The organism is Williamsia phyllosphaerae, assembly GCF_014635305.1.
Lineage (GTDB): Bacteria > Actinomycetota > Actinomycetes > Mycobacteriales > Mycobacteriaceae > Williamsia_A > Williamsia_A phyllosphaerae.
Map to the genome: position 1 here is coordinate 1,528,667 of NZ_BMCS01000001.1, position 25,035 is coordinate 1,553,701.

21 protein-coding genes, 1 tRNA gene and 1 other RNA gene are annotated in these 25,035 nt (G+C 67.2%); 12 read left to right on the forward strand and 11 right to left on the reverse strand.

The features are described from left to right. Nucleotides 1–5 precede the first annotated feature (5 nt). The gene (locus IEV93_RS07160) at nucleotides 6–779 is read left to right on the forward strand and encodes an HpcH/HpaI aldolase family protein (RefSeq protein WP_188488260.1); all 774 of its coding nucleotides are present in this window, start codon (nucleotides 6–8) and stop codon (nucleotides 777–779) included. Nucleotides 780–816: 37 nt separating this feature from the next. On the opposite strand, the gene IEV93_RS07165 is transcribed toward IEV93_RS07160, so the two are convergent. The 3 genes from IEV93_RS07165 to IEV93_RS07175 form a co-directional block, all read right to left on the reverse strand. Next, nucleotides 817–1,836: an LLM class flavin-dependent oxidoreductase gene (locus tag IEV93_RS07165; RefSeq protein WP_188490431.1), complete on the reverse strand. Its 1,020-nt coding sequence runs from the start codon at nucleotides 1,834–1,836 to the stop codon at nucleotides 817–819. A gap of 286 nt (nucleotides 1,837–2,122) precedes the next feature. Further along, a complete protein-coding gene (locus IEV93_RS07170) occupies nucleotides 2,123–3,013 on the reverse strand; it encodes a glycosyltransferase family 2 protein (protein WP_188488262.1) in 891 nt (296 codons plus the stop codon). Between the two features lie 529 nt (nucleotides 3,014–3,542). Then, nucleotides 3,543–5,063, reverse strand: coding sequence for a phenylacetate--CoA ligase family protein (locus tag IEV93_RS07175; RefSeq protein WP_188488264.1), 1,521 nt, complete (start codon nucleotides 5,061–5,063; stop codon nucleotides 3,543–3,545). A gap of 150 nt (nucleotides 5,064–5,213) precedes the next feature. Here IEV93_RS07175 and IEV93_RS07180 point away from each other — a divergent pair, with 150 nt between their 5' ends. Then, nucleotides 5,214–6,710, forward strand: a complete 1,497-nt coding sequence (locus IEV93_RS07180) for a wax ester/triacylglycerol synthase domain-containing protein (protein WP_188488266.1) — start codon at nucleotides 5,214–5,216, stop codon at nucleotides 6,708–6,710. A 498-nt stretch (nucleotides 6,711–7,208) separates the two neighbouring features. Continuing rightward, nucleotides 7,209–7,646, forward strand: a complete 438-nt coding sequence (locus IEV93_RS07185) for a MaoC/PaaZ C-terminal domain-containing protein (RefSeq protein WP_188488268.1) — start codon at nucleotides 7,209–7,211, stop codon at nucleotides 7,644–7,646. Nucleotides 7,647–7,667: 21 nt separating this feature from the next. Here IEV93_RS07185 and IEV93_RS07190 read toward each other — a convergent pair whose 3' ends face one another. The 5 genes from IEV93_RS07190 to IEV93_RS07210 form a co-directional block, all read right to left on the reverse strand. Then, complete coding sequence (locus IEV93_RS07190; protein WP_308690917.1) at nucleotides 7,668–8,780, reverse strand: dienelactone hydrolase family protein; 1,113 nt, start codon at nucleotides 8,778–8,780, stop codon at nucleotides 7,668–7,670. After that, nucleotides 8,780–10,390 (reverse strand): MFS transporter, encoded by a 1,611-nt coding sequence (locus IEV93_RS07195; protein ID WP_188488273.1) that lies wholly within the window; start codon nucleotides 10,388–10,390, stop codon nucleotides 8,780–8,782. Before IEV93_RS07195 ends, IEV93_RS07190 begins: the two co-directional genes overlap by 1 nt. Then, nucleotides 10,387–11,226, reverse strand: coding sequence for an NmrA/HSCARG family protein (locus IEV93_RS07200; RefSeq protein ID WP_188488275.1), 840 nt, complete (start codon nucleotides 11,224–11,226; stop codon nucleotides 10,387–10,389). The genes IEV93_RS07195 and IEV93_RS07200 overlap by 4 nt, the downstream gene beginning before the upstream one ends. A 115-nt stretch (nucleotides 11,227–11,341) precedes the next feature. Then, a complete protein-coding gene (locus IEV93_RS07205; RefSeq protein ID WP_188488277.1) occupies nucleotides 11,342–11,860 on the reverse strand; it encodes a DUF6764 family protein in 519 nt (172 codons plus the stop codon). Between the two features lie 190 nt (nucleotides 11,861–12,050). Next, nucleotides 12,051–12,139 (reverse strand) — tRNA-Ser (locus IEV93_RS07210). A gap of 92 nt (nucleotides 12,140–12,231) precedes the next feature. On the opposite strand from IEV93_RS07210, the gene ffs reads away from it, so the two are divergent. The 6 genes from ffs to IEV93_RS22495 all read left to right on the forward strand — a co-directional run bounded on the left by ffs (nucleotide 12,232) and on the right by IEV93_RS22495 (nucleotide 19,619). Beyond that, nucleotides 12,232–12,326: signal recognition particle sRNA small type (gene ffs / locus IEV93_RS07215), an RNA gene on the forward strand. 37 nt (nucleotides 12,327–12,363) lie between these two features. Continuing rightward, entirely contained in the window at nucleotides 12,364–13,641 is a 1,278-nt protein-coding gene (locus IEV93_RS07220) for an aspartate aminotransferase type Ic (RefSeq protein ID WP_188488279.1), read from the forward strand. A gap of 3 nt (nucleotides 13,642–13,644) precedes the next feature. Then, nucleotides 13,645–14,931 carry a glycosyltransferase 87 family protein gene (locus IEV93_RS07225; RefSeq protein ID WP_229704945.1) on the forward strand — a complete coding sequence of 429 codons (1,287 nt, stop codon included), beginning with the start codon at nucleotides 13,645–13,647 and terminating at the stop codon, nucleotides 14,929–14,931. Between the two features lie 142 nt (nucleotides 14,932–15,073). Beyond that, a complete protein-coding gene (locus IEV93_RS07230) occupies nucleotides 15,074–16,432 on the forward strand; it encodes a glycosyltransferase 87 family protein (protein ID WP_188488281.1) in 1,359 nt (452 codons plus the stop codon). Nucleotides 16,433–16,442: 10 nt separating this feature from the next. Beyond that, the gene (locus IEV93_RS07235; protein WP_188488283.1) at nucleotides 16,443–18,686 is read left to right on the forward strand and encodes a DNA polymerase III subunit gamma and tau; all 2,244 of its coding nucleotides are present in this window, start codon (nucleotides 16,443–16,445) and stop codon (nucleotides 18,684–18,686) included. 54 nt (nucleotides 18,687–18,740) lie between these two features. Beyond that, the gene (locus IEV93_RS22495; protein WP_229704946.1) at nucleotides 18,741–19,619 is read left to right on the forward strand and encodes a helix-turn-helix domain-containing protein; all 879 of its coding nucleotides are present in this window, start codon (nucleotides 18,741–18,743) and stop codon (nucleotides 19,617–19,619) included. Here the strand turns inward: IEV93_RS22495 and IEV93_RS07245 are convergent. Beyond that, complete coding sequence (locus IEV93_RS07245; protein ID WP_188488285.1) at nucleotides 19,599–20,804, reverse strand: MFS transporter; 1,206 nt, start codon at nucleotides 20,802–20,804, stop codon at nucleotides 19,599–19,601. The genes IEV93_RS22495 and IEV93_RS07245 overlap by 21 nt on opposite strands. A gap of 155 nt (nucleotides 20,805–20,959) precedes the next feature. Continuing rightward, complete coding sequence (locus IEV93_RS07250; RefSeq protein WP_188488287.1) at nucleotides 20,960–21,565, reverse strand: DJ-1/PfpI family protein; 606 nt, start codon at nucleotides 21,563–21,565, stop codon at nucleotides 20,960–20,962. Between the two features lie 81 nt (nucleotides 21,566–21,646). Here IEV93_RS07250 and IEV93_RS07255 point away from each other — a divergent pair, with 81 nt between their 5' ends. Further along, complete coding sequence (locus tag IEV93_RS07255) at nucleotides 21,647–22,591, forward strand: DJ-1/PfpI family protein (RefSeq protein ID WP_188488289.1); 945 nt, start codon at nucleotides 21,647–21,649, stop codon at nucleotides 22,589–22,591. A 63-nt stretch (nucleotides 22,592–22,654) separates the two neighbouring features. Here the strand turns inward: IEV93_RS07255 and IEV93_RS07260 are convergent, their stop codons facing one another. Next, nucleotides 22,655–23,224 (reverse strand): TetR/AcrR family transcriptional regulator, encoded by a 570-nt coding sequence (locus IEV93_RS07260; RefSeq protein ID WP_188488291.1) that lies wholly within the window; start codon nucleotides 23,222–23,224, stop codon nucleotides 22,655–22,657. A gap of 110 nt (nucleotides 23,225–23,334) precedes the next feature. Here IEV93_RS07260 and IEV93_RS07265 point away from each other — a divergent pair, with 110 nt between their 5' ends. Further along, entirely contained in the window at nucleotides 23,335–24,093 is a 759-nt protein-coding gene (locus IEV93_RS07265; protein WP_188488293.1) for an SDR family oxidoreductase, read from the forward strand. Between the two features lie 47 nt (nucleotides 24,094–24,140). Continuing rightward, a complete protein-coding gene (locus IEV93_RS07270; protein ID WP_188488294.1) occupies nucleotides 24,141–25,034 on the forward strand; it encodes an SDR family oxidoreductase in 894 nt (297 codons plus the stop codon). Nucleotide 25,035 lies beyond the last annotated feature (1 nt).

Here is a 25,035-nt window from a genome sequence, read left to right on the forward strand (position 1 = left end):
CCGAGATGACCCGCAGAACCGCGGCCCGCGACTTCGCCGCCCGTGTCCGCGCCCGCGACCGGATCCTCGGCTACTGGTCGGTGATCGACAGCCCCGTCTCCACCGAATGGCTCGCCCACGTCGGCTGGGACTACATCGCACTCGACCTGCAGCACGGCCTGATCGGCTACTCCGGCATGCTCGCCGGCATCACCGCGATCGACGCCGCCGAGGGCCCCGTCGGACTCGTTCGCGTCGAGGCCAACGATCCCACCCCGATCGGTCGCGCCCTCGACGCCGGCGCCGCCGGTGTCATCGTCCCCCTCGTGAACTCGGCCGACGAGGCCGCCGCCGCGGTGGCGTCGGCCAAGTACCCGCCGATGGGCGTCCGGTCGTACGGACCCATGCGGTCGCAGCTGCGGATCGGGCCCGTCCCGGCCGAGGCCAACAGCGAGACCATCGTCCTGGCGATGATCGAGACGCCGCAGGGACTCGCGAACGTCGCCGAGATCTGTGCGGTCGAGGGCCTCGACGGCATCTACGTCGGGCCGTCGGATCTACGAATCGCGGTCGGTGGCGCGCATTCCAACGATCCAGCCGTCGACGCCGAGTTCGAGGCCGCGCTGACGACGATCCGTGAGGCCGCGGCCGCCGCCGGCGTCACCGCGGGCATCCACACCGCATCCGGAGAGCTGGCCGCGAAGCGTCTCGCCGAGGGCTACACGCTGGCGACCGTCGCCTCCGACCTCACCCACCTCAGGGCCGTGTCGCAGTCGCATCTGGATGCGGCCCGCGGCTGAGGCGACAGAGCGCGTCTCGTTGGAGCGCGCGAGTCGCTCAGCGCCAGCCGAGCTCCGGTGCGACCTCGGTCAGGATCGATTCGATGACATGCGCGTTGTACTCGACGCCCAGCTGATTGGGGACCGTCAGCAACAGCGTGTCGGCCTCGGCGATGGCCGAGTCCTGCGCGAGTTGCTCGATGAGTTTGTCGGGCTCGTCGGCGTATGACCGCCCGAACCGTGCGATGCCGCCGTCGATGTGGCCGACCTGGTCCGTCTCCGTGCCACCGCGCCCGAAGTATGCGCGGTCGCGGTCGTCGGTGATGGCGAAGATGCTGCGGCTCACCGACACCCGCGGGGTGAATGCGTGGCCGGCGTTGTCCCACTCCTTGCGGAAGACGCGGATCTGCTCGGCTTGCAGCTCGTGGAACGGGACACCGGTGTCCTCGGTCAACAGCGTCGAGCTCATCAGGTTCATACCCTGCCGCGCTGTCCACTCCGCCGTCGCGCGGGTGCCCGCACCCCACCAGATGCGCTCCCGCAGACCTTCCGAGTGCGGCTCCAACCGCAGCAGCCCCGGCGGATTGGGGAACATCGGCCGCGGGTTCGGGCGGGCGAAGCCCTCTCCCTCGAGTGCCTGCAGGAACATCGCGGTGTGGCGACGTGCCATGTCGGCGTCGGTCTCACCCTCGGCGGGCGCGTAGCCGAAGTACTTGTAGCCCTCGATCACCTGCTCGGGCGACCCCCGGCTGATACCGAGTTGCAGCCTGCCCCCGGAGATCAGGTCCGCCGCACTCGCATCCTCGACCATGTACAGCGGATTCTCGTACCGCATGTCGATGACACCCGTACCGATCTCGATACGGGACGTCCGTGCGCCCACCGCGGCGAGCAACGGGAACGGGGACGCCAGTTGACGCGCGAAGTGGTGCACACGGAAGTAGGCACCGTCCGCGCCGAGCTCCTCGGCGGCGACGGCAAGCTCGATGGACTGGGTGAGCACATCGGCCGCGGACCGCGTCTGCGACTGCGGGGACGGCGTCCAGTGCCCGAACGAAAGGAACCCGATGTTCTTCATGGTCCCCATAACGGACCCCGGTCCGTTTGTATTCCAGGAATGGCCCGGAAGCATACGTCCGGGCCGACGTCGAACGCTCTGGGCGGCGAGAGACAGATGCAGATCTGTGCGTGATGGGCACCGGGCCGCGGCTGTGGTGTCAGTGATGCACGTGTTGCAGCAGAACGCGGCCGGTTGCGGTGACGGTCTTCGACGACTGGGTTTCGACAACAACGATCTCGTCCCTGGCGGGAGCGACACTCAGGCGGATCGTGCAAGCGAAGCCGACGTAAAATGCGGGTTCCCCTCAAACGTTCCCACTGGGCAGGACGCGGTCAGCCCTGTCTCGTCCGATGTTGCGCAGCGTCATCTGGCGGGTCTGGGGATCGTATGCGCGGAACGGGAGCCAGGCGAGAAGGTAGAAGAGGTACTGCGCCGGCAGTACGAAGCACGCGGCGAGAACCGCGTTGCGTAGGTCGCCATGGGCGCGATAGGTTCGCTGGTCTCGTAGGCAGTATCGCCAGAAGGTGCGCGGCGAACACAGGTACCGTCGCCCGGAAATACCCGCGTCGGCGTTCGGTATCAGAGCAATTCGGTAGCCGGCCGCTCGAATCGTCAAGGTCAGGTCGAGGTCCTCGAAGATGTCGGTACGGTGCGACCGTGACGATCTGACCGAGGTCCACGCAGACTGTGTTATCGCCATGTTGGACCCGAACAACCTAGGGATTGCGGCAGTGTCGGGGTTGTTCGAGGCCAGTCGAGTCGATGTCACAGCGGTACGTTGCTGTTGGCGGCGCCGGAAGCGACCTTGGAATGGCAGGTCGTAGCAGTAGCACAGGCCCGATCCGGCCTGGAACCGGTCACTGTGTGTGGCGAAAAACTGTCGGACCGACTGCGACCATGCGTCGGGGACGTGCGTGTCGGCGTCGATGCGCGCGAGAACCTCACCTCGCGCGGAGTCGAACCCCAGAGACCGGGCGTTGATCACACCTTGCTCCGGGGCACGGATCAGTCGAATCACGGCAGTCTCGCCCGTCATACGGAGCACGATGTCGGTGGTGTTGTCGGTGGAGTTGTTGTCGACGACGATGATCTCGTCGACCGGTTCTTGTTGCGACAACAGAGCACGGAGACAGTCTTCAATGCAGTCTTGCTCGTTGTATGTCGGGATGATGACCGACAACGAAGGGGTGAGCACTGACTAAACAGACCACATACCCGCGGAATCCTCAACGGCAGCGGCGAGCAAGCGTGATCCGCTGGGTCCGCCACGACCGGGTGCAGGACGCACGATTAGGTGAGGCGAGACGCCCGCGGATCGATCAGCTTCGATCGGTCGAGACCGGCCACCAGTAGATCGATCCGAGCAGCCACCGCGCGGTCGGTGAGTGTGGTGCCCGCTTCGCCGGTTCGAGCATCGTTACAAAGAGTTTGCTGAGGGGCCAGCAAGTCGTCGAAGGCGACGAGGAGACCCGAGGCCGCGTGGGGTACGTCCCCCCAACCCGACGACACACAGTGCATGAGCCAGTCGAGGACTGCGGATGAGGATGTGCAACCCAGCAGCGGTACGGCGTAGCGCTCATCTCTGGTCCGCAGGACCAACTCGTAGGAGGACGGGTCTAGCCTCCACGGTCCCCACCGCCGCGCGTCGTCGGCAATGAACATGAATGGCGTAAAAATTTCAGTGGGCATGGGCATCCTCGGAATCGGTCCGTGAGACTGAATGGTCATTCGCATTGCTGTGAAACAGCTCTCGACTCCGTCCGCCGGGTATCGACTACGCGTACGAATTTTCCCCCCTGAGACCTCTGAGGGAGTTCGTCGGATATCTCGACGACGACGTGCGACAGACCGGAGTCTGCGAGCAGCTGGTCCAAACGGTGGCGCGCCTCTCTGCCTGAGGCCGCGCGGTCGGTCCCGGGTCGGATTGAGAACCTGACGGTGAGATGGTCGTCACCGTCGCGAACGATTTGAGACTGGGCGAACCCGTCGACGGCATCGAGCACCACCGACACGACCGTGGGCGAAATTCCGTGGCGTCTACCGGCGACATCGAAGTGCACAATCTCGCCAGAACGTCCGAGGACGTCGAACGCAGGCAGAGGGTTTCCGCATTCACATCGGTCCGGACGCATGAGAACGGAGTCGCCCAGGTCGTAGCGGATGATCGGTTGGACCCGGCGAAACAGGTTGGTGAGCAGAACCGAGTGCGACGGGTGTCCGCGCGGCGTCGGTTCTCCGGTCATCTCGATGGGCTCGAGGATCACCCAATCCGCGTTCAGGTGTTGCCATCCGAGATCGCACCGGGTCGCGATGAACATGCATTCATTGGCGACGTAGCGGTCGATGACCACAGCGCGTGGCCACGCGTGCCGAATGGTCTGCAGCGCAGTCGGGGTCATGGTCTCGGAGAACGGCAGCAAGACCGCGGGATCAATACGGAGGTTGCCTTCCAACTGCTCCTGCGCAAGCAGCACCAGCACCGACGAGTACGAGCTCACACTCGCGGGATCCATGGCCGTCAGCTGGGCGGAGAGGCTCGGGACCGACTCCAGAACAGAGAAGAATCGGACGCGGCGATCCGGTTTTGCGTTGTCTCGACTGTTGTAGAAAGCGGCACCCATGTGGTGGCCCTCGAGTTTCAAGATGGCCGCGGTTCGACCGCGCTTGCGCGTGAACTGGGCGGCCGCGCGAGGCCCGAAGGCAGATAGCCGGGATCCGAGCGCGCGCAACACCTCTAGCGCGGAGTCCTCGGTGACGAAGCAGCCTCGTATTCCACTTGTTCCCGACGACTCGCTGTAGAGGTAGTTACCCAGGAAACGACGGCCGACGTTGGCGTCATCATTCGCGAACTCGTCGACCGCGCGCGTGGTGATCCTGCGGTCAGACGCCCACCGGTCGAACTGATCCATCAACATTGCCTTGCCGGTCACCGGCAGATCGTGGAGGCCGGCCGAGTCCATGGCAATGCCCTGGTACAGGTCGGCGAAAAGCGGTGACGTCGCGCCAACGTGACGCACCAGCGAAATCAGACGGCGGTCGGCCCTCGACCGACAGTGCTGCTCGTTGCGCGCCGCCCGCCGAGCGTCACGCTTCAGCCACCTCAGCCCTCTGTCGATATCGGCCGGGCCCTCCGACTCGTTTTGCCCTCGCATGTCCACAGCATTGCAGGGTTTGATGTCACAACTGTTGCTATCGCGAGTTGGCGGCATTTTTGGCGTCGATACTGGTGGGCGCCCGGTCAACATGATGTGGCAAGGTAATCAAAAGCGGCGAAGCGGACACCCAGAGTGTGCTCGTATCCACGTCGATGACACCGATGCTGCGCTATGGTTCGGCCGTCAGGTTGTTTTGAACCGTTCGGGGCCGGTTCTCTGCGGGCGGGATTGGACCGTGTCATGAGACAGCTATCAGCTCGCGATGCCGCGTATCTGTACCTCGATGATGGGCACACCTCTGCCACAGTGTTGTCGTGCTGGGTGCTGTCCACCGCCGACGGCAGCCCCAGCACCATCGAGCCGAACGACATCGTCGAACGACTGACCGATTTGGTCAACGCTGACGCCTTGTTCGCCAGCCGCTTACGTCGTCTGCCGCTCGATATAGGACTGCCCTACTGGCAGTACGACCCGACCTTTCGCGTAGCGGAGCATCTCGACATACACCGCAACGCCACCACGTGGACCGAAGCCCAAGATCTGCTCGCGCACATCGCGGGCGACCCGCTGGACCTGACTCGGCCGTTGTGGAAAGCGCACATCATCACCGATGTCAGACACATGCCGGACTGCCCCGGGGTCGCGACCATCGTGGCGATCATGTTCCACCACGCCGCGTTCGACGGCGTCACCTGGGCTCGGCTCACCCGCGCAATCCTCGCTGATCATTCCCACCTCGTGGAGGAACCAGCGAATCCCGCGCGGTCAGAATCGTCCTTCCCAACCACACCACGACTTGTCGCGTTAGAGATCCTCCGACTACCCCGCAATGTGTTTCGATTTGCGGCGGCGCTGATCGGGTTGGTCGGAAAGCCCCAACACACCTCTTCATCAGGGCAGGACCCAAACCCAACCGAGACAACCGGAGCGCCCGCGTCATGGCCGGCTACCCGTTTCAATTCCGCCGTGCGCGGTGCCCGCCGCGTCGACTACTGCATCCTGAATTTGACTGACGTCAAGATGATCAAGACGATCGCTGACGGCGCAACCGTCAACGACGTCATGATCTCGATAGTCGGGCGCGCCCTCCACCTGTATCTGGAGAAGTGTGGTGAACCTCCCCAGCGCTCCCTGTCTGCATTGGTCCCCATGTCGACCCGGACCGGTGACGGAGGAACGGCAAACCAGTTCGTGCCGTTGGTTGTTGACATGCACAGCGCCGAGGCGGATGTTGCGACGCGCCTCGCGGCGATCGTGGGGTCGTCGACCGCCGCCAAATCATCGATCCGCTCGGCGTCGCAGAAGCCTGGGTTGGTGCAGGCCGTTCCCGCGCCGCTGCTGCGGCTCATCGGCTCGGTCAGCCGGGCGATGTCGGCGCGGACCAGTTCGCCGACAACCGCCTTCGCGAACACTGTGATCGCCAACGTCCACACGAAAACCCCGATCGAGACCATGTTCGGCCGTACGATTTGCGCGGCATTCGGCATTCAGACACTGGGACCACCGTCAACGCTGGCGCACTCCATCAGCTCCATCGACGGTCACCTCGCCATATCGGTCACAGTGGACGGCGCGGTGATGCCAGATACTGCAGAGTACGTGCGCTTGATCCGCATCTCGTTCGATGAACACCTCATTGGTGCGCGGCGCACCGTCAGCGCACCCCACGATCCGGAACACCACCTGTCCAGGGCGGTACATGGTGAGCACCAGATCGCGGGACCGGAGGACGCATGACCGCAATGACTCACAGAAAGTGGGTACCGATATGTCTTCTTGCGTCGACGACGGTCGCCATCGCCGGGATCTGGCGGCTTTGCAAAGTCCTTTCTGACACCCTCGACCGAACCCCGATGCACCCGCCGAGGGTTCTTCCACTTCGACGTTAGCTGTTGAATCGAATTGTGCGAACCAAGAATTGGTTCACGCAGTCATGAGGCGACTGCAGCCGGTGTGCCGCTGCGTTGGCTGGCGCATCAGATTCATGAGGGCTCGTCGAGCGGGCCCCGGCGGCGACACATCCGCGTGCTGACAGCGGGGGTCGGGCTGGCGCTGCGCCGCGCCACCGGCGACGACGACCTCGATGCCCTTGCCCGGCCGGCCCCTCGATCCCCGCGATGACAGGTTTGACGGCGGCGAGCCACCCTGGTCGCCGAGGTTCCCGCGTCTTCCGATACCAATGACTCGGGGCGCGGCCGCGCTCGGAAGTGATGTGGAATCGAGGACCCGGAGACGATGTCAGAGCTTCTGTACGCCGAGGACCTGGTGGTCCGGTCTGAATGGGACCTGGGCAGTTGCGTCGTCACCGAGGCCGAGATCATCGAGTTCGCGCGGCAGTGGGACCCGCAGGGCTTCCACGTCGACCCCGACATCGCCGCCGCCGGCTATTTCGGCGGCATCATCGCCAGCGGCATCCACACCATGGCCATGTTCCAACGACTCGCGGTGCCCGCAGTGTTCGACCGATGGGCCACGATCGCCGGTCGGGGCATGCGCGACGTCCGACTGCTGCGCCCCGTCCGCCCGGGCACCACGTTGACCGGCACGATGATCGTGGACGTCGTCGACCTGCACCGCCCCGACCGCGCCCGCGTCGAGATGACCGGACGCCTGGTCGAAGCCGGCGGGACCGTGCTCGAGATGACGATGGAGATCTCCGCGCGCCGACGCTGATCGCGGCGTCGACAATGTGACTCAGCGCAGCGTGCGTGCGAACAGGGCCTCGAGCTCGGTGAAGCTGCGTTCGGCCCCGGCCTCCTGGTACATCGAGGTGTCGGCCATCGAGTAGCCATGCGGCGCATCCGGATACACCTCGTTCTTCGCGGTCAGACCGGCAGCGTCCAGGGCGGCGCCCAGCGTCTGCACCGCCTCGGGCGGCATCGAGCCGTCGTTGTCGGCGTGGCCGTAGACGAACTCGGCGCGCGCGGTGGCGACGGACAGATGCGGGCTGTCGGGCTGGTCGGTGACCAGGCCTCCGCCGTGGAATCCGGCCGCCGCGACGACGTTGTCGGGGAAGGTTCCCGCATAGCGCGTCACCAACCGCGCACCCATGCAGTAGCCGACGGTCCCGACGCGGTCGCCGACGACGGCTTCCAGCCCGAGCAGCGTCTGGTGGTAGACGGCGGTGTCGGCGGTCGACTTGTCCGTCGTGAGGTTGCCCATCCGAGGTCCGATTCCCTCGAAGAAACTCTCCCGCTCACCGGGTTGCCGCAGATCGCCCTTCGGCATCAGTTCCTCGGCGGTGCCGTCGCGGTAGAACAGGTTGGGCGTGAGCACGACATATCCCCAGGATGCGATGCGCTCGGCCATGGTGATCAGCTCCGGCCGGAGACCGATGGCGTCCATGAACAGCAGCACACCGGGTCCCGAACCTGCAGGGGGAGTGGCGACGTGGGCTTCGACGGTTCCGCCGGGGGCATCAAAGGTGATGAGATCCATCACCTCAGCGTACGGATCGTTGACCACCGGCTGATCCTTCGTGAGGTGCAGCAGCCAATCGCGACCGGTGTTGATCAGGGCATAACGGACGACACCCCGCTCGCCGTGCAGCTCGAACACCATCCGTCGATCGGTGCTGTCGATGAGGTCCCACCAACCGTGGTCGGCAATGCTCTTGTGCTCGTCGGTGTAGCCGGCGTGGTCCATGTCGTGATCTCCGACCGCGACGGCGAGCCGATCGTGGCGCACGTCCGTCGGCATCCCCTTCGGTACCGCCCACGACCGGAGGACGCCGTCCTGTTCAAGCCGCAGGTCGAAATGCGGAGTCGGCTTCCGGTGGTCGTGAAGAACGAATACGGGGTTCACCATCACCTTTCTTCGGTCGCTCGAGGCGCTGGGCGCAGCGCGAAGAACCGATTCTCCTCGGTTCGTCCGTCGACGGTCAGGGCCACCGCCGCGGTGATCGACTCGTGGTCGTAGCCAGTCCATCGTTCGGTGTGCTGACGGCGGTATTCCGACCACGACCCGATGATGAACTGCTCGACGACGAGCTCGGTGTCGTCGCCGCTGCGATACAGACGCCAGCAACTACCGCCGGTCCGGCGTCGTCCACGCGCGACGCGCGACATCGCCCGCGTGAAGTCGTCGAGAGAGTCCGGTCGGACGCGATACCGCACCGTCACCAACACCGGTCCGTCGTCGGGTTGGGGCTCGAAGACGAGGGTGGGCACCGGCCACGTCATCGCCACCTCGCGATCCAACTTGCCGGTGCTCTCGCGTAACGGGATGTGTCGGACGCTCAGCGCGACCACCCCGAGCACGGCGCCGGCGACCAGCAGCGCGGTCCGGTAGCCGACGGCGGTGGCGACCGCACCCCACACGTAGGACCCGACGGCCTGTGACCCCATGAAGACCAAGAGGTAGGCGCCCATCGCCCGGGCCCGCACCCAGGCGGGCAGCGACAGTTGGATCCCGGAGTTGACGGTGGTGAGCGCGGCGATCCACGCGGCGCCGGCGGCGAGCAGCGCCGGGATCGCCAACCACAGCGGAGCGAATCCGAGGGCCAGGGTGCCGACACCGAAAACGGCTGCACCACCGCCCAACACGATCGACGCCGACACCGAGCGGCGCAGGCGCGGGACCAGCACGACGCCGAGCAGTGCGCCGAGTCCGAGGACACCGAGGATGCCGCCGTAGCCGGCCGACCCCAGCCCGAGATGCCGCGACGACGCGACCGGCAGCAACGCCCAGAGCGCGGACGCCGGGAAGGCGAACATGGCCGCCCTCAGCATCAGTCGACGGATCGTCGGCGCGGCGAGGACGTACCGGACGCCGACCACGAGGGACGTGCCGATGCGTTCGCGCTCGATGACTCGGGTGTCCGGCGGGCGCCGCCAGATCGCCAGTGCCCACACCACCGCCAGATAGCTCACCGCGTTGAAGGCGAACACCGCGCCCGGTCCCGCGGCCGCGACGACCACACCGGCCAGTGCGGGACCCACCGCGCGAGCACCGTTGACGGTGACGCTGCCGAGCGCCGACGCCGACGGGATCTGTTCGCGTGGAACCAGTTCGGGTTGGATGGCCTGCCACGCCGGAGACGTCAACGCCGACCCGGCACCGAGCAGGAAGGTGGTGACCAGCAGCAATGACGCGGTGAGCAGGCCGGTCCACGCGAGCACGGCCATGACCGCTCCCACCACTCCCGAGTACACCGAGAGAGCGATGAGCATGCGGCGGCGGTCGAGGAGATCGGCCAGCACCCCGGCGAGCAGCGAGAACAGAATGGTCGGGGCGAGGCTCGCGGTCTGCACGAGTGCGATGACGGTCGGGCTGCTGCCGCGTTCGACGAGGAACCACTGCGCCCCCACCGATTCCATCCACAGGCCGATGTTGGAGATCATCTGCGCCAGGAAGAGGTTGCGGTAGACCGTGTTGCGCAGCGGAGCCCATGCGGACCCCTCGGTCGTGGCGGTCATCGCGTGCTGATGACGCCGTCAAGCCAATCTCCGAAGGTCTGCCAGCCGATACCGGGGTGCGTGGCGTGCAGATTATTGATGTCGGCGGAGTACCCGTGGCCGCCCAGGTAGGTGAACATCGCCCGCATGTCGTCGGAGCCCAGTTCGGCCGGGTCGGTCGCGACCGCGGTGACCTCGCGATCCAGGACTGCGCCGAGCGTTGCCGCCATCTCGTCCGGTGTCGGGTTGTCCGAGGCGATGTCGATGCGCAGGCCGTCGAAGACCGACGGATCGGTCAGAACCGCGGCGGCGAACCGGCCGAGGTCGCGACGCGAGAGTTGCTGTAGGGGTGTGGTCGTCGGGATGGGGAGCTCGAGCAGGCCGGTTTCCCGGATCTCGTCGAGGCTGCCTACGATGTTGTCGTAGAAGTAGGTGGGGCCGATGATGGTGTGCGGGCGCCCGGACTCGCGCAGCGCCGATTCGACAACGGCTTTGCTGTCGAAGTGCGGGACACCGGTGCGGCGATCGGCGTCCGATACCGACGAGAAGACCAGATGCGCAACGTCGACGGATGCAGCCAGGATCGACATGCCCTGATCGATCTCGGCCTGTGGGCCGCTCTCGAACGGGGTGGTGACCGCGAAGACGGTGTCGGTGTCGGCGAACGCCGCGCGCAGGGCCGCCTGATCCAGGAGATCGGCCTCGACCACCTCGACGCCTGCCGCCGAGAGTGCCTGCGCCCGAGCGGAGGACGCGTGACGGGTGACGGCCCGCACCGTCTCGCCCAACTCCAGCAGGGCGGTGACGACAGCCCCGCCCTGGGCGCCGGTGGCGCCGAGAACCGTGTGGAGTGACATGGAAGTCCCTTCGAGTTGGTCGGATCGGTCGACACCGATCCGACCAACTCTAGGAACTCAGGGTGTTCTGTGCCCCTCGTTCTGAGCCGTCAACACCACGGATCAGGACTCGGTGTCAGCGGTTGCCGAGCAGGATCGGGCCGTTGCCGAGGTCGATGCACCCGCTGAAGGTTTGAAAATCGCCGGCGAACGACAGTCCGCCCGAGCAGGTGGCCGGATCCTTGCCGTTGAGGGTGACCGTCGCGCCGCGGCCCGCGATCCCGATGGCCAGGCCCGGCTTGATGCCGGTGAGCGTCGCCGACGAGCGGGGACCGACGGCGATGGCGGCGGGCGCCGAGTAGTTGGTCGCTGAGGATGTGGCCTTGCCGCCGTCGAGCCCGATTCCCAGCGAGAGTCCGTTGCGGCCGGCGTTGGCACTCGCGGCACCCTTGGTGTCACCGATCGCGGCCGAGGTGCCGGTGGCCGACGAGGTCGCCTGGCAATCGGCGCGATTGCTGGTCTGCCCCGGGAATGCCTGACACACGTCAGGTGCGGCGGATGCCGGCGCCGCCGCGAATGCGGTGCCCCCGGCGGCGAGCAGGGTGAAGGCCGCGATGCCCGCGGCCCGTCGCGCAGAACTGATGGTGATCGACATGAGATGTCCTCCCGACATTCCGTGCACCGCCCCGACGGCGATGTCTGATTTCGACGATGCAGTCGGAAGGTCGAGCACCGGAGCCCGCGAGGTCACCTGTGGATAACGAAAAGTCACGGAACGATAACGGCGTTCGACGCGACGTTGGGTGAGACCACAAATGCCCGCCCGGTCGGGGCGGGCATCTCGATGGCGGAGGATAGGGGATTCGAACCCCTGAGGGCTATTAACCCAACCCGCGTTCCAGGCGAGCGCCATAGGCCACTAGGCGAATCCTCCGTCGGGAATGATAGCCGCGCAGGTGACAGGCGCCAAAAACAGCCTGGTCAACGCCCCGCTGTGCGAGCGGCGCGGCACCGTCTACACTTGACGACGGATCCCGCGCGGCGTGCATCCTGTGAACTCCCCCAGGGCCGGAAGGCAGCAAGGGTCAACGGGCTCTCTCGGGTGCGCGGGATCCTCTTATCTATCCTCGACGCCCGGGTTCGGAGCGAAAGGCCAGCGTGAACTTCCACTCGATGAGTGCGACCGAACTCGGTACCACCCGCGACGAGCTGACCACGCTGTACTCGGATCTCCAGGCGGCCGGCCTGAAGCTCGACCTCACCCGGGGCAAACCCGCACCCGACCAGCTCGACCTGTCCAACGGACTGCTGTCGCTGCCGGGTGACGACTACCGCGACGGCGCCGGGACCGACTGCCGCAACTATGGCGGTCTCGCCGGTCTGCCCGAACTGCGCGAGATCTTCGGCGAGCTGATCGCCGTGCCCGCGTCACAGCTCATCGCGGCCAACAACTCCAGTCTCCAGTTGATGTATGACCTGACCTCGTACGCGATCCTGCACGGCACTCCCGACTCGGACGGCCCGTGGGGTCAGCAGAAGGTCAAGTTCCTGTGTCCCGCACCGGGTTACGACCGGCACTTCTCCGTCTGCGAGGCCCTCGGCATCGAGATGATCGCCGTCGAGATGCTGCCCAACGGTCCGGACGTCGACGCCTGCGCCGCGCTCATCGCCGAGGACCCGTCGATCAAGGGGCTGTGGGCGGTCCCGACCTACTCCAACCCCACCGGCGTCACGTTCAGCGAGGACGTCGTGAAGGCGCTCGTCGAGATGGACGCGCCCGCCGACTTCCGCATCTACTGGGACAACGCCTACGCCGTCCACACCCTGGCCGACACCACGCCCACGCCCTACCCGATCCTCGAGATGGCTGCCGCGGCCGGAAACCCCAACCGCCCCTACGTGTTCGCCTCGACGTCGAAGATCACGTTCGCGGGCAGCGGCGTCTCGTTCTTCGGATCGTCCGACGCGAACGTCGCCTGGCAGCAGAAGTACGCGGCCTTCAGCAGCATCGGACCCGACAAGGTCAACCAGCTGCGGCACCTGAAGTTCTTCGGCGACGCTGACGGCGTGCGCGCGCACATGGCTCGCCATCGCGAGCTGCTGGCTCCGAAGTTCAAGCTGGTCTCGGACATCCTCAACGACCGGCTCGGTGCGTCCAAGGTCGCGTCCTGGACCGATCCCGAGGGTGGCTACTTCGTCAGCCTCGACGTCATCGACGGTACGGCCGGGCGGGTCATCGAGTTGGCCAAGGATGCCGGGATCGCCCTGACCGCAGCCGGTTCGACCTACCCGTACAAGCGCGATCCGTACGATCGCAACATCCGTCTGGCGCCGACCTTCCCCGGCCTCGACGAGCTGGGCACCGCCATGGACGGCGTCGCGACCTGTGTTCTCCTGGCGGCAGCGGACAAGCTGCTCGCCGACCAGAAGCCCTGATCGGTGCCGGAACCACGGGTTCCGCGGCCGGTACTCGTCACCACGATCGCCGTCGCGCTGGGACTGCTCGCGATCTACCTGCAAAACGTGATCGTGGCGTTCGACGAACCGTTCTGGGGTCTGTTCGACAACCAGCTCGACCTCGACGTCTACCGCGCCGGTGCTCAGACCGTTCTCGACGGCGGCCGGCTCTACGACGCCAAACTCCTCGGCCACCTCGACTACACCTACGCGCCGATCTCGGTGGTCCTGTTCACCCCGTTCGCGTGGATGCCGTTTCTCGCGGCGCGAATCGTCTGGTCCGCGGCGATATTCGTCGTGCTGTATCTCGTCATAACCCTGAGTTTGCGCAACCTCGGCTACCGGATCACGTGGCAGCTGCGCGTGATCGCCGGATCGCTGGTGGTCGTCTCGACGCTGCTCGAACCGGTGCGCAGCACGATCTGGTTCGGGCAGGTCAACATCTTCCTGATGGCGTTGGTGCTGTGGGATCTGCTTCGTCCGGGTTCCTCTCGGCTGCGTGGCGTCGCCACCGGAGTCGCCGCGGGCATCAAACTCACCCCGCTGATCTTCATCGTCTACCTGGCCGCCCAGCGGCGATGGCGATCGGTGGCGGGCGTGTTCGGCGGATTCGCCGCGACCGTCGTCATCGCATTCGCGGTGTTTCCTCGCGACTCCTGGCAGTACTGGACCGGCACGTTCATCGACTCCGACCGCGTCGGGACACCGAACACCGCGGGTAACCAATCGATCCGGGGTGCCCTGGCGAACAACTTCGACACCGAGCACCCGTCGACCATCGCCTGGCTCGTCCTGGCGCTGGCCGCGTTGGCACTCGGTCTCGGTGCGGCGATCATGGCCCACCGGCGCGGGCACGAGCTCCTGGCCCTGACGATGGTCGGTCTCACCTCGTGCGCGGTGTCGCCGATGTCGTGGGGTCACCACTGGGTGTGGATCGTGCCGCTGGGTGTCATCGCCGTCCACCACGCGGTGCAGGCGCGCACGCTCGCAATCCGCCTGCTGGCCTGCGCAGGGGCGCTGGCGTTGGTGCTGACGGCGTTCTCGTGGCGGACCTACATCGCCGGGCGGATGGTCTTCGTCGGTGTCGAGCACCCCGACGCGTACTACACAGGTCTCTTCTTCAAGTACGGCATCAGCTGGCTGCGCTGGTTCACCTACGACCCCTACAACTGGATCTTCGTGGTGGCCGCGGTGACGACGATCGTCGCTCTCACTGCGACCCGGTCGCGTGCCGCCGAGTCCACGCCTCGCATCGCGGCGGCCCGGTAACCGACGCCGAACGGATCGAAAGCGTCCAAAACGGTCTCTGAGCACTGTGGACGCCGAACCGCCCGACGGTGAGGGATGTTCGCCACCGCACGCTGAGGTGGTTACTATTTCTCACATTCCACGGGAAGCAGGGAGGTCGGTAGTGAACTCACCGGGTTCGGCCGCCCCCGCCGAGCGGCGGGCGGGCAAGAGCCTGCCCCGTCATCCCCTCTTCCTGGTGCTGCTCGCGATCATCGCGGCGGTCGCGGTGTACGTGCAGCTCACCTACATCCCGATCAACGCCCGCGTGTTCGGGTTGTTCGACAACCAGGTCGACCTCAAGGTCTACCGGGCCGGTGCCCTTCATCTGCTGCACGGCATCCCGATCTACGACGGCCCGATCCGTGGCCGTTTCGAGTACACGTATCCGCCCTTCTCCACCGTCGTCCTGCAGCCGTTCGGGTGGATGTCGATGCACGCCGCGGTACTGGTCTGGTCGGTCCTGATCGTCGCGGCCCTGTTCTGGGTCGTCTTCGGATCGTTCCGCGCACTGGGGTACCGGGCCGACTGGCGCCTGGCGGCGATGTCGGTGGCGTTGGTGACCGTCGCCCTGCTCATGGAACCGGTGCGCACCACCATCTGGTACGGCCAGATCAACGTCTTCCTCATGGCCATCGTGATGTGGGATCTGTTGCGGCCCGACGGGAGTCGGCTCAAGGGCTTCAGTGTGGGACTCGCCGCGGGCATCAAGCTCACACCCGGCTTCTTCGGGCTCTACCTCCTCGCGACCCGTCGGTGGAAGCCGGCGATCATCGCGGCCGTCACCGGACTGCTCACGGTGGTCATCGGCGCGGCGATCATCCCGCGGGGATCGTGGAAGTTCTGGAGCGACAAGATCTTCGACTCGCAGCGCGTCGGCCCCACTCGGACACCGGCAAACCAGTCGATCCGTGGCGCGCTCGCCCGCATCTTTGCCACCGAGCACCCCAGTGGCGGTCTCTGGGTGTTGATCTCCGCGGTGGCGATCGTCATCGGGCTCACCGCGGCGTACCTGGCGATCCGGCACGGCAACGAGGTCCTGGCGCTGGCCCTGACCGGTATGACGACGACCGCGGTGTCGCCGTTCTCGTGGGGTCACCACTGGGTGTGGTTCGTCCCGCTGCTCGTGGTGGTGGTCGATTTCGTCCTCGGGGCGCTGCGCGACCGACGACCACTCGCCGCCGTCGGGCTGCTCGTCCTGCCCGTCGGTCTGATGCTCGCGACCTTCATCTGGAGCTTCTATCTTCCCGACGGTGCTCTCGGGCTGCGGCCGTTCTACGGCATCGGGACGTTCATGAACCCGGTCCCGGACTGGTTCCGGTGGTTCGGCACGCAGCCCTACATCTGCGTGTTCGGTCTGACCGCGCTGGCGACCATCGCGGTGTGCCTGACGAGGTCGACGAACGGGTCGTCGGCCGAGTACGCGCGGGGGCCTGTGGATGACGGCCTCGGCGCCTCGAGCGCCGTCGGTCCACGCCGGTAGTCTCTTCGACGTGGCCCTGTACCGGACGTATCGACCCGCTACGTTTGCCGACGTCGTCGGGCAAGAACACGTCACCGAACCGTTGTGCCGCGCTCTCGATTCCGGTCGTATCAACCACGCATATCTGTTCTCCGGGCCCCGCGGCTGCGGCAAGACGTCGTCGGCGCGCATCCTCGCCCGCTCACTCAACTGCGTGCAGGGCCCCACGTCGACGCCGTGTGGTGTCTGCGCGTCGTGTGTCGCCCTGGCGCCCGGAGGCCCGGGAAACCTCGACGTGATCGAACTCGACGCCGCGAGCCACGGTGGTGTCGACGACACCCGCGACCTGCGGGACAAGGCGGGATACTCGCCGGCCGAGTCGCGTTACCGCGTGTTCATCGTGGACGAGGCCCACATGGTGACCAACGCCGGTTTCAACGCGCTGCTCAAGATCGTCGAAGAGCCGCCGGAACACCTCATCTTCATCTTCGCGACCACCGAGCCGGAGAAGGTCCTCCCGACCATCCGCTCCCGGACGCACCACTACCCGTTCCGTCTGCTCCCGCCGCAGGTGATGCGCGGCCTGCTCGAGAAGATCTGCGGCCAGGAAGGGGTGCAGGTCGCGCCCCCGGTCTTCCCTCTCGTCATCCGGGCCGGCGGCGGTTCGCCCCGCGACTCGCTCAGCGTGCTCGACCAGCTTCTGGCCGGAGCCGGTGACGACGGCGTCACCTACGAACGCGCGCTCGCCCTGCTCGGTGTCACCGACGTCGCCCTCATCGACGAGTCCGTCGATGCCCTGGCGGCCGGCGACGGCGCATCGCTGTTCGGTGCGGTCGAGCGACTCGTCGACGCCGGACACGACCCGCGCCGCTTCGCCGTCGACCTGCTCGAGCGACTCCGCGATCTCATTCTCCTGCAGGCGGTTCCGGATGCCGCCGATCGCGGGCTCGTGGAAGCGCCCGGCGACCAGATCGATCGCATGCGCGACGAGGTCGACCGCATCGGACCGGCCACCCTGACCCGGTACGCCGAGACGGTGCACGCGGCGCTGGGCGAGATGCGCGGCACCACCTCCCCGCGGCTGCTGCTCGAGGTGATGTGCGCGCGGATGCTGCTGCCCGCCGCGACCGACGCCGAATCGGCGGTACTGCAGCGGCTCGAACGCATCGAGGACCAGCTCGTCGGCGGTGCGCCCGTCGTGGCGCGCGCCGCCGCGGCCGCAACCACTCCTGCTGCGGCGTCCGGTCCCGGCGTGCCGGTGTCCGAGCCGCCGCTGGACTCGAAGTTCGTCCGACGGTCCCAGCAGCGTGCGGAGCCGGAGGTGGCGCCCACCCCCGAGCCCGCTGCCGAGACGGTGGCCCCGCCTCCTGTCGTCCCCGAGCCGGTGACCCCGGTGCAGGCCCCCACGCCCGAGCCCGAGCCGTCGCCACCACCCGCGCCGGTCGAAACCGCTGCACCCGAGCCCATCGAGACCACCCCGGTGGCACCGGAACCCGTGGCGCCCGACGAACCCGCACTGATCGAGCCGCCGGAGACCGATGAGCCGCCGGAGCCGGAGCCCCCGCTCGCCGACGAGCCGGTCGCCGAGTCGGAGCCCGTCGTCGAACCGCCCGAGGTCGAGGAACCGACACTCATCGAGCCCGAGCCCGAGCCCGAGCCCGAGCCCGAAGCCGCACCCGCGGCGTCGGCACCGGCCACCCCGGACGCCGCGGCCGTACGCGCGGTGTGGTCCGAGGTGCGCACCAAGGTGCGCGACCACGACAAGGTCGTCGAGGTGATGCTGTCCGGCGCCACCGTCCGCGGTGTCGAGGGCTCCACCCTGGTGATCAGCCACGACAACGCGCCCCTCGTCGCGCGTCTGGCGTCCGATCGGGGCACTGCGGTGATCGCGGCCGCCATGCACGACGTGTTCGGCGGCGCATGGAACGTCCGGTGTGAGCACCTGCCCAACGACACCGTCACGGTGAAGACCGTGGCCGACCCTGCCGGTCCGGGGCGTGCCAAGGCGGCCGGTCAGAAGAACACCTACACACGACGCGGTGGACGGGCCGCCGCAGACGGACCACCGGCGTCATCGGATGAGCCGCCACCGCCGGAGGAGCCCTCCCCGGTACCCGAGGCGCCGCCGGTCGCCGACGACGAGCTCACCGACGCCGAGCGCGATGAGATGGCCGCCGACGCACGCGATAACGATCCGGACCCGCGTCAGGATCCCGAGCAGGTGGCGATGGCGCTGCTGGCGTCCGAACTCGGCGCCCGGCGCATCGACGGCTGACCGCGTACGCAGACCGGGCGGAATACCTGGTGCCGCCACGGTGCTGATTGCGGAATGACGGTCGTCAACGACACACCGCCGCGGCAGGCGCTCGATCGCGCGCTTGCGGCATTGGAATGGACCCTGGTCGAGTCAGGTCGCGTCGAGCTCGACGCAGGACGCTTGATCGAGCACTCGGACGGCCCGGCCGGGTTCGTTTTCGTCACGACAGGTCTGGCAACGCTCTGGGTCGACGATGGTGACGGGATCGACATCGCCGCAGGCGATCTGGTGATTGTCCCCCGTGTTCACCGCTACCGTCTCCGGGCGCAGACCCGGACCTCTGCGGTGCGCGTGAACATGGTGCCGACGGTGGACGGACGGACGGCCGCGGACACGCTGCCCTCGGCGATGACCGTGCGCAGGTTCTCCCATCACGAGCCGCAGGTGATCGCTCTGATCGAGGACATGAGCGCTGGTTGCGGGCCGAACGGATCAGTGCGACTGGGGGACTCGGTCATCTGCAGTCGGAGCGGCACCATGGTCGTCTCGGTGGCCATCCGGCGCTGGTTCGAACTCGGCTGCGCGGAAGCCGGTTGGCTGCGGCAGGTCCAGGACCCTCACATCAGCAGGGCCGTCGACGAGCTGCACCGTGACCTGGGTCGGTCCTGGACGGTCGACGACCTGGCACGCGTGGCGGCGATGTCACGTTCGGGTTTCGCGGTGCGGTTCCGCGACCTGCTCGGACAGCCCCCGGTCGCCTATCTCGCGGCCGCACGCATCGATGCGGCCAAGCGGATGCTGAAGCACGGCGATGTCACCGTGACGGAGGTGTCGCACCGGCTCGGTTACGGCTCCGACGCAGGTTTCAGCCGTGCATTCCAGCGCCACGAGGGGGTCTCGCCCACACGGTGGCGAGCGGCACGCCGGGCATCAGGCGCCCACGCCGTCTGACTCACTGCCCACCGACAGGCGAGCTGTGCTGAAGATGATCGCGCCGACCAGGGCAGTGGCCGCGGCTATGAGGACCGCCGCCCGGATGCCCGCGCTGTCCACGAGGAGGCCACCGGCACCGGCGCCCAGGGTGATGGCGAGCTGGAACCCGGCCACGACCAGCCCGCCGCCGGCCTCCAAGCGTTCTCCCGCAGCCCGGGCCATCCACGTCGACACGACGGTCAGCCAGGCGCCGAAGGAAAATCCCCACGCGGCAACGGCCACGGCGATCACCGCAACCTGACCTGGAAAGATCCCCAGGACCGCGATGCCTGCAGCCATCACGAGCGGCACCGCCAGTCGCAGGACCGCGAGGTGACGGTCGATGAGCACGCCCACGACGAGATTGCCGACAAAGCCCCCGATCCCGAACACGATCAGCAGAACGGCCGCGCCGGTCGAGCCGAGCGACGGTGACTGATCCAGTGCGGACCGGATGTAGGTGAAAGCGGCGAAGTGTCCCAGCACCACGAGGACGTGCCCGACCAGTCCCCAGGTGACACCGGGTATCGCGAGGGCGTCACCGAGGCCGCGGAGACCGGTTGCCGCGCCGGGTGTGACGGGCGGGAGGACCAGCCGCACGACGACCGCCACGACTGCGGTGAGCGCCGCGGCCCCCAGAAAGACCGTGCGCCAGTCCAGGATCGAGCCGAGATAGAGGCCGAGCGGCACTCCCGCGACGGTCGCGAGGGTGGTGCCGGTGTTGACGGCCATGACTGCACGGCCCAGATGCTCCGGGGCACTCAGACGGGCCGCGACGGCCAGCGACATCGCCCAGAATCCACCGATCGCGGCGCCGAGAAGCAGGCGTGCCACCAGCAGGGTCAACAGGTTTGGCGCGAGGGCGACGACAACGTTGGAGACCGTGGCGCCGATGACCAGCCAGACCAGGAGGGCGCGCCGGTCGAGTCGCGGGAAGATGACGGCGATCGTGGGAGCGGTGAGCAGCCCCACGAATGCGGTCACGGTCACGGCCTGTCCCGCCTGACCCTCCGTGACGCCCAGGGAGGCGGCCATCGACGGCAGCAGGCTCGGTGGGAGGAACTCGGCGGTCACCAGGACGAAGCTTGTCGCCATCATCGCCACTACGGCCCACCACGCAGTGTGGGTCCGCGGGATCGGGGCCGCGTCGGTCTTTGTCGTCATGTGATCAGCTTGACGGGTCGATGTGGCCGGCGCATGACCGCGCGTCCACCGCAACTGATCGCACGTCCACGTCGCGTGATTCCCACGCTCCCTCAGGAGGTCGCGAGGCCGCGAAGGTGGGTGCGGGAATCGATGAAGCGCAAGACGGCCCCGATTCAGACGGGCGGTTGCGGGTCGTACTGGATGCCACGGCGGACCTGGCGGGCGCGATCCGGCCCGGCGAGACGGGCCACGAGATGCAGGGCCATGTCGATGCCGGCCGACACACCGGACGCGGTGATCAGGTCTCCGTCGTCGACCCAGCGGTCGTCCTCGCGCACCTCGATGGTGGAGTCCAACCGGCGCAGCTCGTCCATCGCACCCCAGTGCGTGGTCGCAGGGCGCCCGGCGAGCAACCCGGCGGCGGCGAAGACGAGCGAACCGGTACACACGCTGGTCATGAGGGGCACCACCTCGCGCTGTTGTCGGACCCAGGCCAGGTGATCGGGATCGCGCATCAGTAATCGGGTGCCACCCCCGCCCGGGTGCACGAGCACCTCCAGGGCGGGCGCGTCCGCGAACGACTCGTGGGCCCCGATGACAAGGCCTTTGGCCGCCGTGACGGCGCGGCCATCCGACGAGATGCAGGACACGACGTACCCGTCCTCGGGATGGGATCGCGTCCAGTAGGACAGCACCTCCCACGGGCCGACGGCATCGAGCTCCTCGACGTCGTCGAACAGCAGGATGCCGATGTGCAGCGGGGGCGTTGGCGTCGTCATGAGTTCAGACTGCCTGCGGCGAGCAACGCCCACGATAGGCAGCAATGCCTCATTCCATCAGGATCCTGCCATCATGGACGAATGCATCGTGTGGTGGCGCTGGTACTCCCGAATGTCGTCGCGTTCGACCTCGCGATACCGGCCCAGATCTTCGGTCATGCCGCAGAGCAGGAGTACTACTCGTTCACCACCTGCGGGGTGGCGCCGGGGCCGGTTCCGTCGACCACCGGTTATGCCGTCTACGCCGAGCGCGGAATCGATGCAATCGCATCCGCAGACACGGTGGTGGTGCCCGGTTATGCGCCTCACGATGTCCCCGATCCGGTGGTCCTCGATGCGCTCAGGACGGCTGCCGGCCGGGGCGCGCGGGTGGTGTCGGTGTGCACCGGCGCATTCGCGCTCGCCGCGGCCGGTCTGCTCGATGGCAGGAAGGCCACCACACACTGGCAGCACACCGACGAGCTCGCGGCGCTCTACCCGTTGGTCGACGTCGACGGCGATGTCCTCTACGTCGATGCCGGCCAGATCATGACCAGTGCCGGTGTCGCAGCCGGTATCGACCTGTGTCTGCACATCGTGCGCACCGACCTGGGCGCCGACGACGCCGTGCGCATCGCGCGCCGCATGGTCGTCGCCCCGCACCGTGACGGCGGCCAGGCCCAGTACCTTCAACGCCCCGTCCCTGCGGACGGCACAGGCCTTGCCGCGACCTGCGACTGGGCGCGGGAGCACCTCGAGGAGTCGCTGACCGTTGCCGACATGGCGAAGCATGCGGGCTGGGCACCGCGCACGTTCGCCCGGCGATTTCTCTCCGAGACCGGTATGACGCCGTTGCGCTGGCTGGTGGCGCAGCGGCGTCTGGAAGCCCGTCGCCTCCTCGAGTCGACCGACATGCCGGTCGACGAGGTGGCTCGTCGCTCAGGGCTGGGCACGGCTGGCAATCTGCGCCTGCATCTTGCCCGAGACGCCGACTCGACCCCCACGGCCTACCGCCGCACCTATCGGAACCGTCTCCGTCGACCTTGACGACCGACACCTGGTGTAGCCGCACGAGCGACGTATGCATGACGCGGCGCCGACGACTTCCGGTCAGGCGATCCCGCGAAAGAGGTTGTCGACCAACGTGTCCACGAAGGCCCGGTCGATGGGTTGATCGGGCAGCAACAGTCGGTGGTAGCAGGCTCCCCACAACTGATCGACGACACTCTCGGTGTCGAGGTCTGATCGCAGCTTCGCCGCCGCTTTCGCTGCATCGAGGCGTTTGATCGCGAGGGCTCGACGCGGCGCCGAGTAGGTCGCGAGGTATGCCGACAGCAATTCCGGATCGGTCTGCGCCGCACCGATCAGTTCCCGGATGACGCTTCCGGCCCGTGTGGTGACGAGCAGATCGGCGAAGGCGTGCAGTTGCTCGCGCAGATCGGCCTCGATGTTCCCCGAGTCCGGGAAGGCCAGCGACTCCGACACCGTGTCGAAGTAGCCCGCCAGGGCCAATGCGCCCTTGGACGGCCAGAGCTTGTAGATCGTCACCTTGCTGGCCCCGCTGATCGCCGCCACCTTCTCGATGGTGAATCCGCCCATGCCGACCTCGAGCAGCAGGCTTCCGGCCGCCTGCAGTATGTCCGCCCGCACCTCGTCGACCGGTCTGCGGCCTCGCCCCATGTCGCGAACCTCTCTGTAAGTTTATATGGACGGTTAGTTCATATAGTGCTTTAATGAACTCAGCGTACACATCGCGTCTTCGACGCGAACGCTCAACCGAGAGGATCGACATGGACACCACCACGCAGCCGACCACCGACACGGGGCCTCGCGTCGCTCTGGTGACCGGGGCATCGGGCGGTATCGGCCGAGCAGTCGCGACCCGACTGGGCGCCGATGGGATGGCCGTCGGAGTCCACTACGCGGGTAACCGGGACCGTGCCCAGGAGACGGCCGACGCTGTCGTCGCGGCCGGTGGGCGGGCCGAACTGATCTCGGGCGACGTGGCCGACGAGACCGCCGTCGCCGCGATGTTCGAGCAGCTCGAGTCGATGTTCGGAGGGGTCGATGTCGTCGCCCACACCGCCGGCGTCATGAAGCTGTCCCCGCTGGCCGAGCTGTCGCTGGACGATTTCGACTCCATGCACCGCACGAACGTCCGCGGCGTCATCGTGGTCAGCCGCGAGGCCGCGCGTCGAGTGCGCGACGGCGGCGCGATCGTCAACTTCTCGAGTTCGGTCGTCAAGCTCGCCCTCCCCGGATACGCCGCCTACGCGGCCTCCAAGGGTGCCGTCGATGCGTTGACCCCGGTTCTCGCGAAGGAGATGCGTGGCCGCGACGTCACCGTCAACTCGGTCGCGCCCGGCCCTACGGCCACCCCGTTGTTCCTCGACGGGAAGACTCCCGAGGCCATCGACTCGCTGAGGACCATGACGCCACTCGAACGGCTCGGCGCGCCCGAGGACATCGCCGAGACCGTGGCCCATCTCGCCGGCCCGGCTCGCTGGATCAACGGACAGGTCATCTACGCCAACGGCGGAATCATCTGACCCGCAGAGTCCCACAACACAGTTCACTCACGAAAGGAACCATCATCATGACCCAGATCGTTGTCATCACCGGCGCGTCATCCGGCTTCGGGGCGATGACCGCCCGGCATCTCGCCGATGCGGGACACGTCGTCTACGCGGGAATGCGGGACACAGTGACGCGGAACGCCTCTGCGGCGCAGGCCGCCCGCGACTACGCCACCGACCACCAGGTCGATCTACGTCCGATCGAGATGGACGTCGCCGATCAGGGGTCCGTCGACGCCGCGATCGACACCATCGTGACCACGGCCGGCCGTCTCGACGTGATCGTCCACAACGCGGGACACATGACACTCGGACCGGCCGAAGCCTTCACCCCCGACGAGGTCGCACAGGTCTACGACACCAACGTGCTCTCGACCCAGAGGGTCAACCGCGCGGCGCTGCCGCATCTGCGCGCACAGCGTGACGGTCTGGTGATCTGGGTCGGCTCGTCGAGCTCACGTGGGGGCACCCCGCCGTACCTGGCACCGTATTTCGCCGCGAAGGCGGCGATGGACGCTCTGGCCGTGTCCTACGCAGCCGAGCTGGCGCGTTTCGGGATCGAGACGTCGATCATCGTTCCCGGCTCGTTCACCGTCGGAACCAACCACTTCGCGCACGCCGGGCACCCCTCGGACACGAACACCGCGGAGCAGTACGACCAGCTCTACCCGGATCTGATGGAGCAGGTATCGGTCCGACTGGCCGATCTCGCTCCGGCCGAACAGGACCCGACCGAGGTCGCGCGCGCCATCACCGGCGTGGTGGGCGCCGAGAAGGGTGATCGTCCCTTCCGGGTGCACATCGATCCGGCGCACGACGGCGCCGAGGAAGTCTTCGACCTCGGCGACCGGATCCGCACCGACTTCTACCGGCGACTGGACCTGTCGGATCTGTTGCGCCCGGCGGTGAACTGAC

Excerpts from the sequence above, each read along its gene's own strand:
- IEV93_RS07185 (WP_188488268.1), top strand. The coding sequence starts at position 7,209 with ATGTCAGAGCTTCTGTACGCCGAGGACCTGGTGGTCCGGTCTGAATGG.
- IEV93_RS07165 (WP_188490431.1), bottom strand. The coding sequence starts at position 1,836 with ATGAAGAACATCGGGTTCCTTTCGTTCGGGCACTGGACGCCGTCCCCG.
- IEV93_RS07265 (WP_188488293.1), top strand. The coding sequence starts at position 23,335 with ATGGACACCACCACGCAGCCGACCACCGACACGGGGCCTCGCGTCGCT.
- IEV93_RS07205 (WP_188488277.1), bottom strand. The coding sequence starts at position 11,860 with ATGTCGATCACCATCAGTTCTGCGCGACGGGCCGCGGGCATCGCGGCC.
- IEV93_RS07255 (WP_188488289.1), top strand. The coding sequence starts at position 21,647 with ATGCATCGTGTGGTGGCGCTGGTACTCCCGAATGTCGTCGCGTTCGAC.
- IEV93_RS22495 (WP_229704946.1), top strand. The coding sequence starts at position 18,741 with ATGACGGTCGTCAACGACACACCGCCGCGGCAGGCGCTCGATCGCGCG.
- IEV93_RS07195 (WP_188488273.1), bottom strand. The coding sequence starts at position 10,390 with ATGACCGCCACGACCGAGGGGTCCGCATGGGCTCCGCTGCGCAACACG.
- IEV93_RS07160 (WP_188488260.1), top strand. The coding sequence starts at position 6 with ATGACCCGCAGAACCGCGGCCCGCGACTTCGCCGCCCGTGTCCGCGCC.
- IEV93_RS07250 (WP_188488287.1), bottom strand. The coding sequence starts at position 21,565 with ATGACGACGCCAACGCCCCCGCTGCACATCGGCATCCTGCTGTTCGAC.
- IEV93_RS07190 (WP_308690917.1), bottom strand. The coding sequence starts at position 8,780 with ATGGTGAACCCCGTATTCGTTCTTCACGACCACCGGAAGCCGACTCCG.
- IEV93_RS07180 (WP_188488266.1), top strand. The coding sequence starts at position 5,214 with ATGAGACAGCTATCAGCTCGCGATGCCGCGTATCTGTACCTCGATGAT.
- IEV93_RS07270 (WP_188488294.1), top strand. The coding sequence starts at position 24,141 with ATGACCCAGATCGTTGTCATCACCGGCGCGTCATCCGGCTTCGGGGCG.
- IEV93_RS07175 (WP_188488264.1), bottom strand. The coding sequence starts at position 5,063 with ATGTTGACCGGGCGCCCACCAGTATCGACGCCAAAAATGCCGCCAACT.
- IEV93_RS07245 (WP_188488285.1), bottom strand. The coding sequence starts at position 20,804 with ATGACGACAAAGACCGACGCGGCCCCGATCCCGCGGACCCACACTGCG.
- IEV93_RS07200 (WP_188488275.1), bottom strand. The coding sequence starts at position 11,226 with ATGTCACTCCACACGGTTCTCGGCGCCACCGGCGCCCAGGGCGGGGCT.
- IEV93_RS07260 (WP_188488291.1), bottom strand. The coding sequence starts at position 23,224 with ATGGGGCGAGGCCGCAGACCGGTCGACGAGGTGCGGGCGGACATACTG.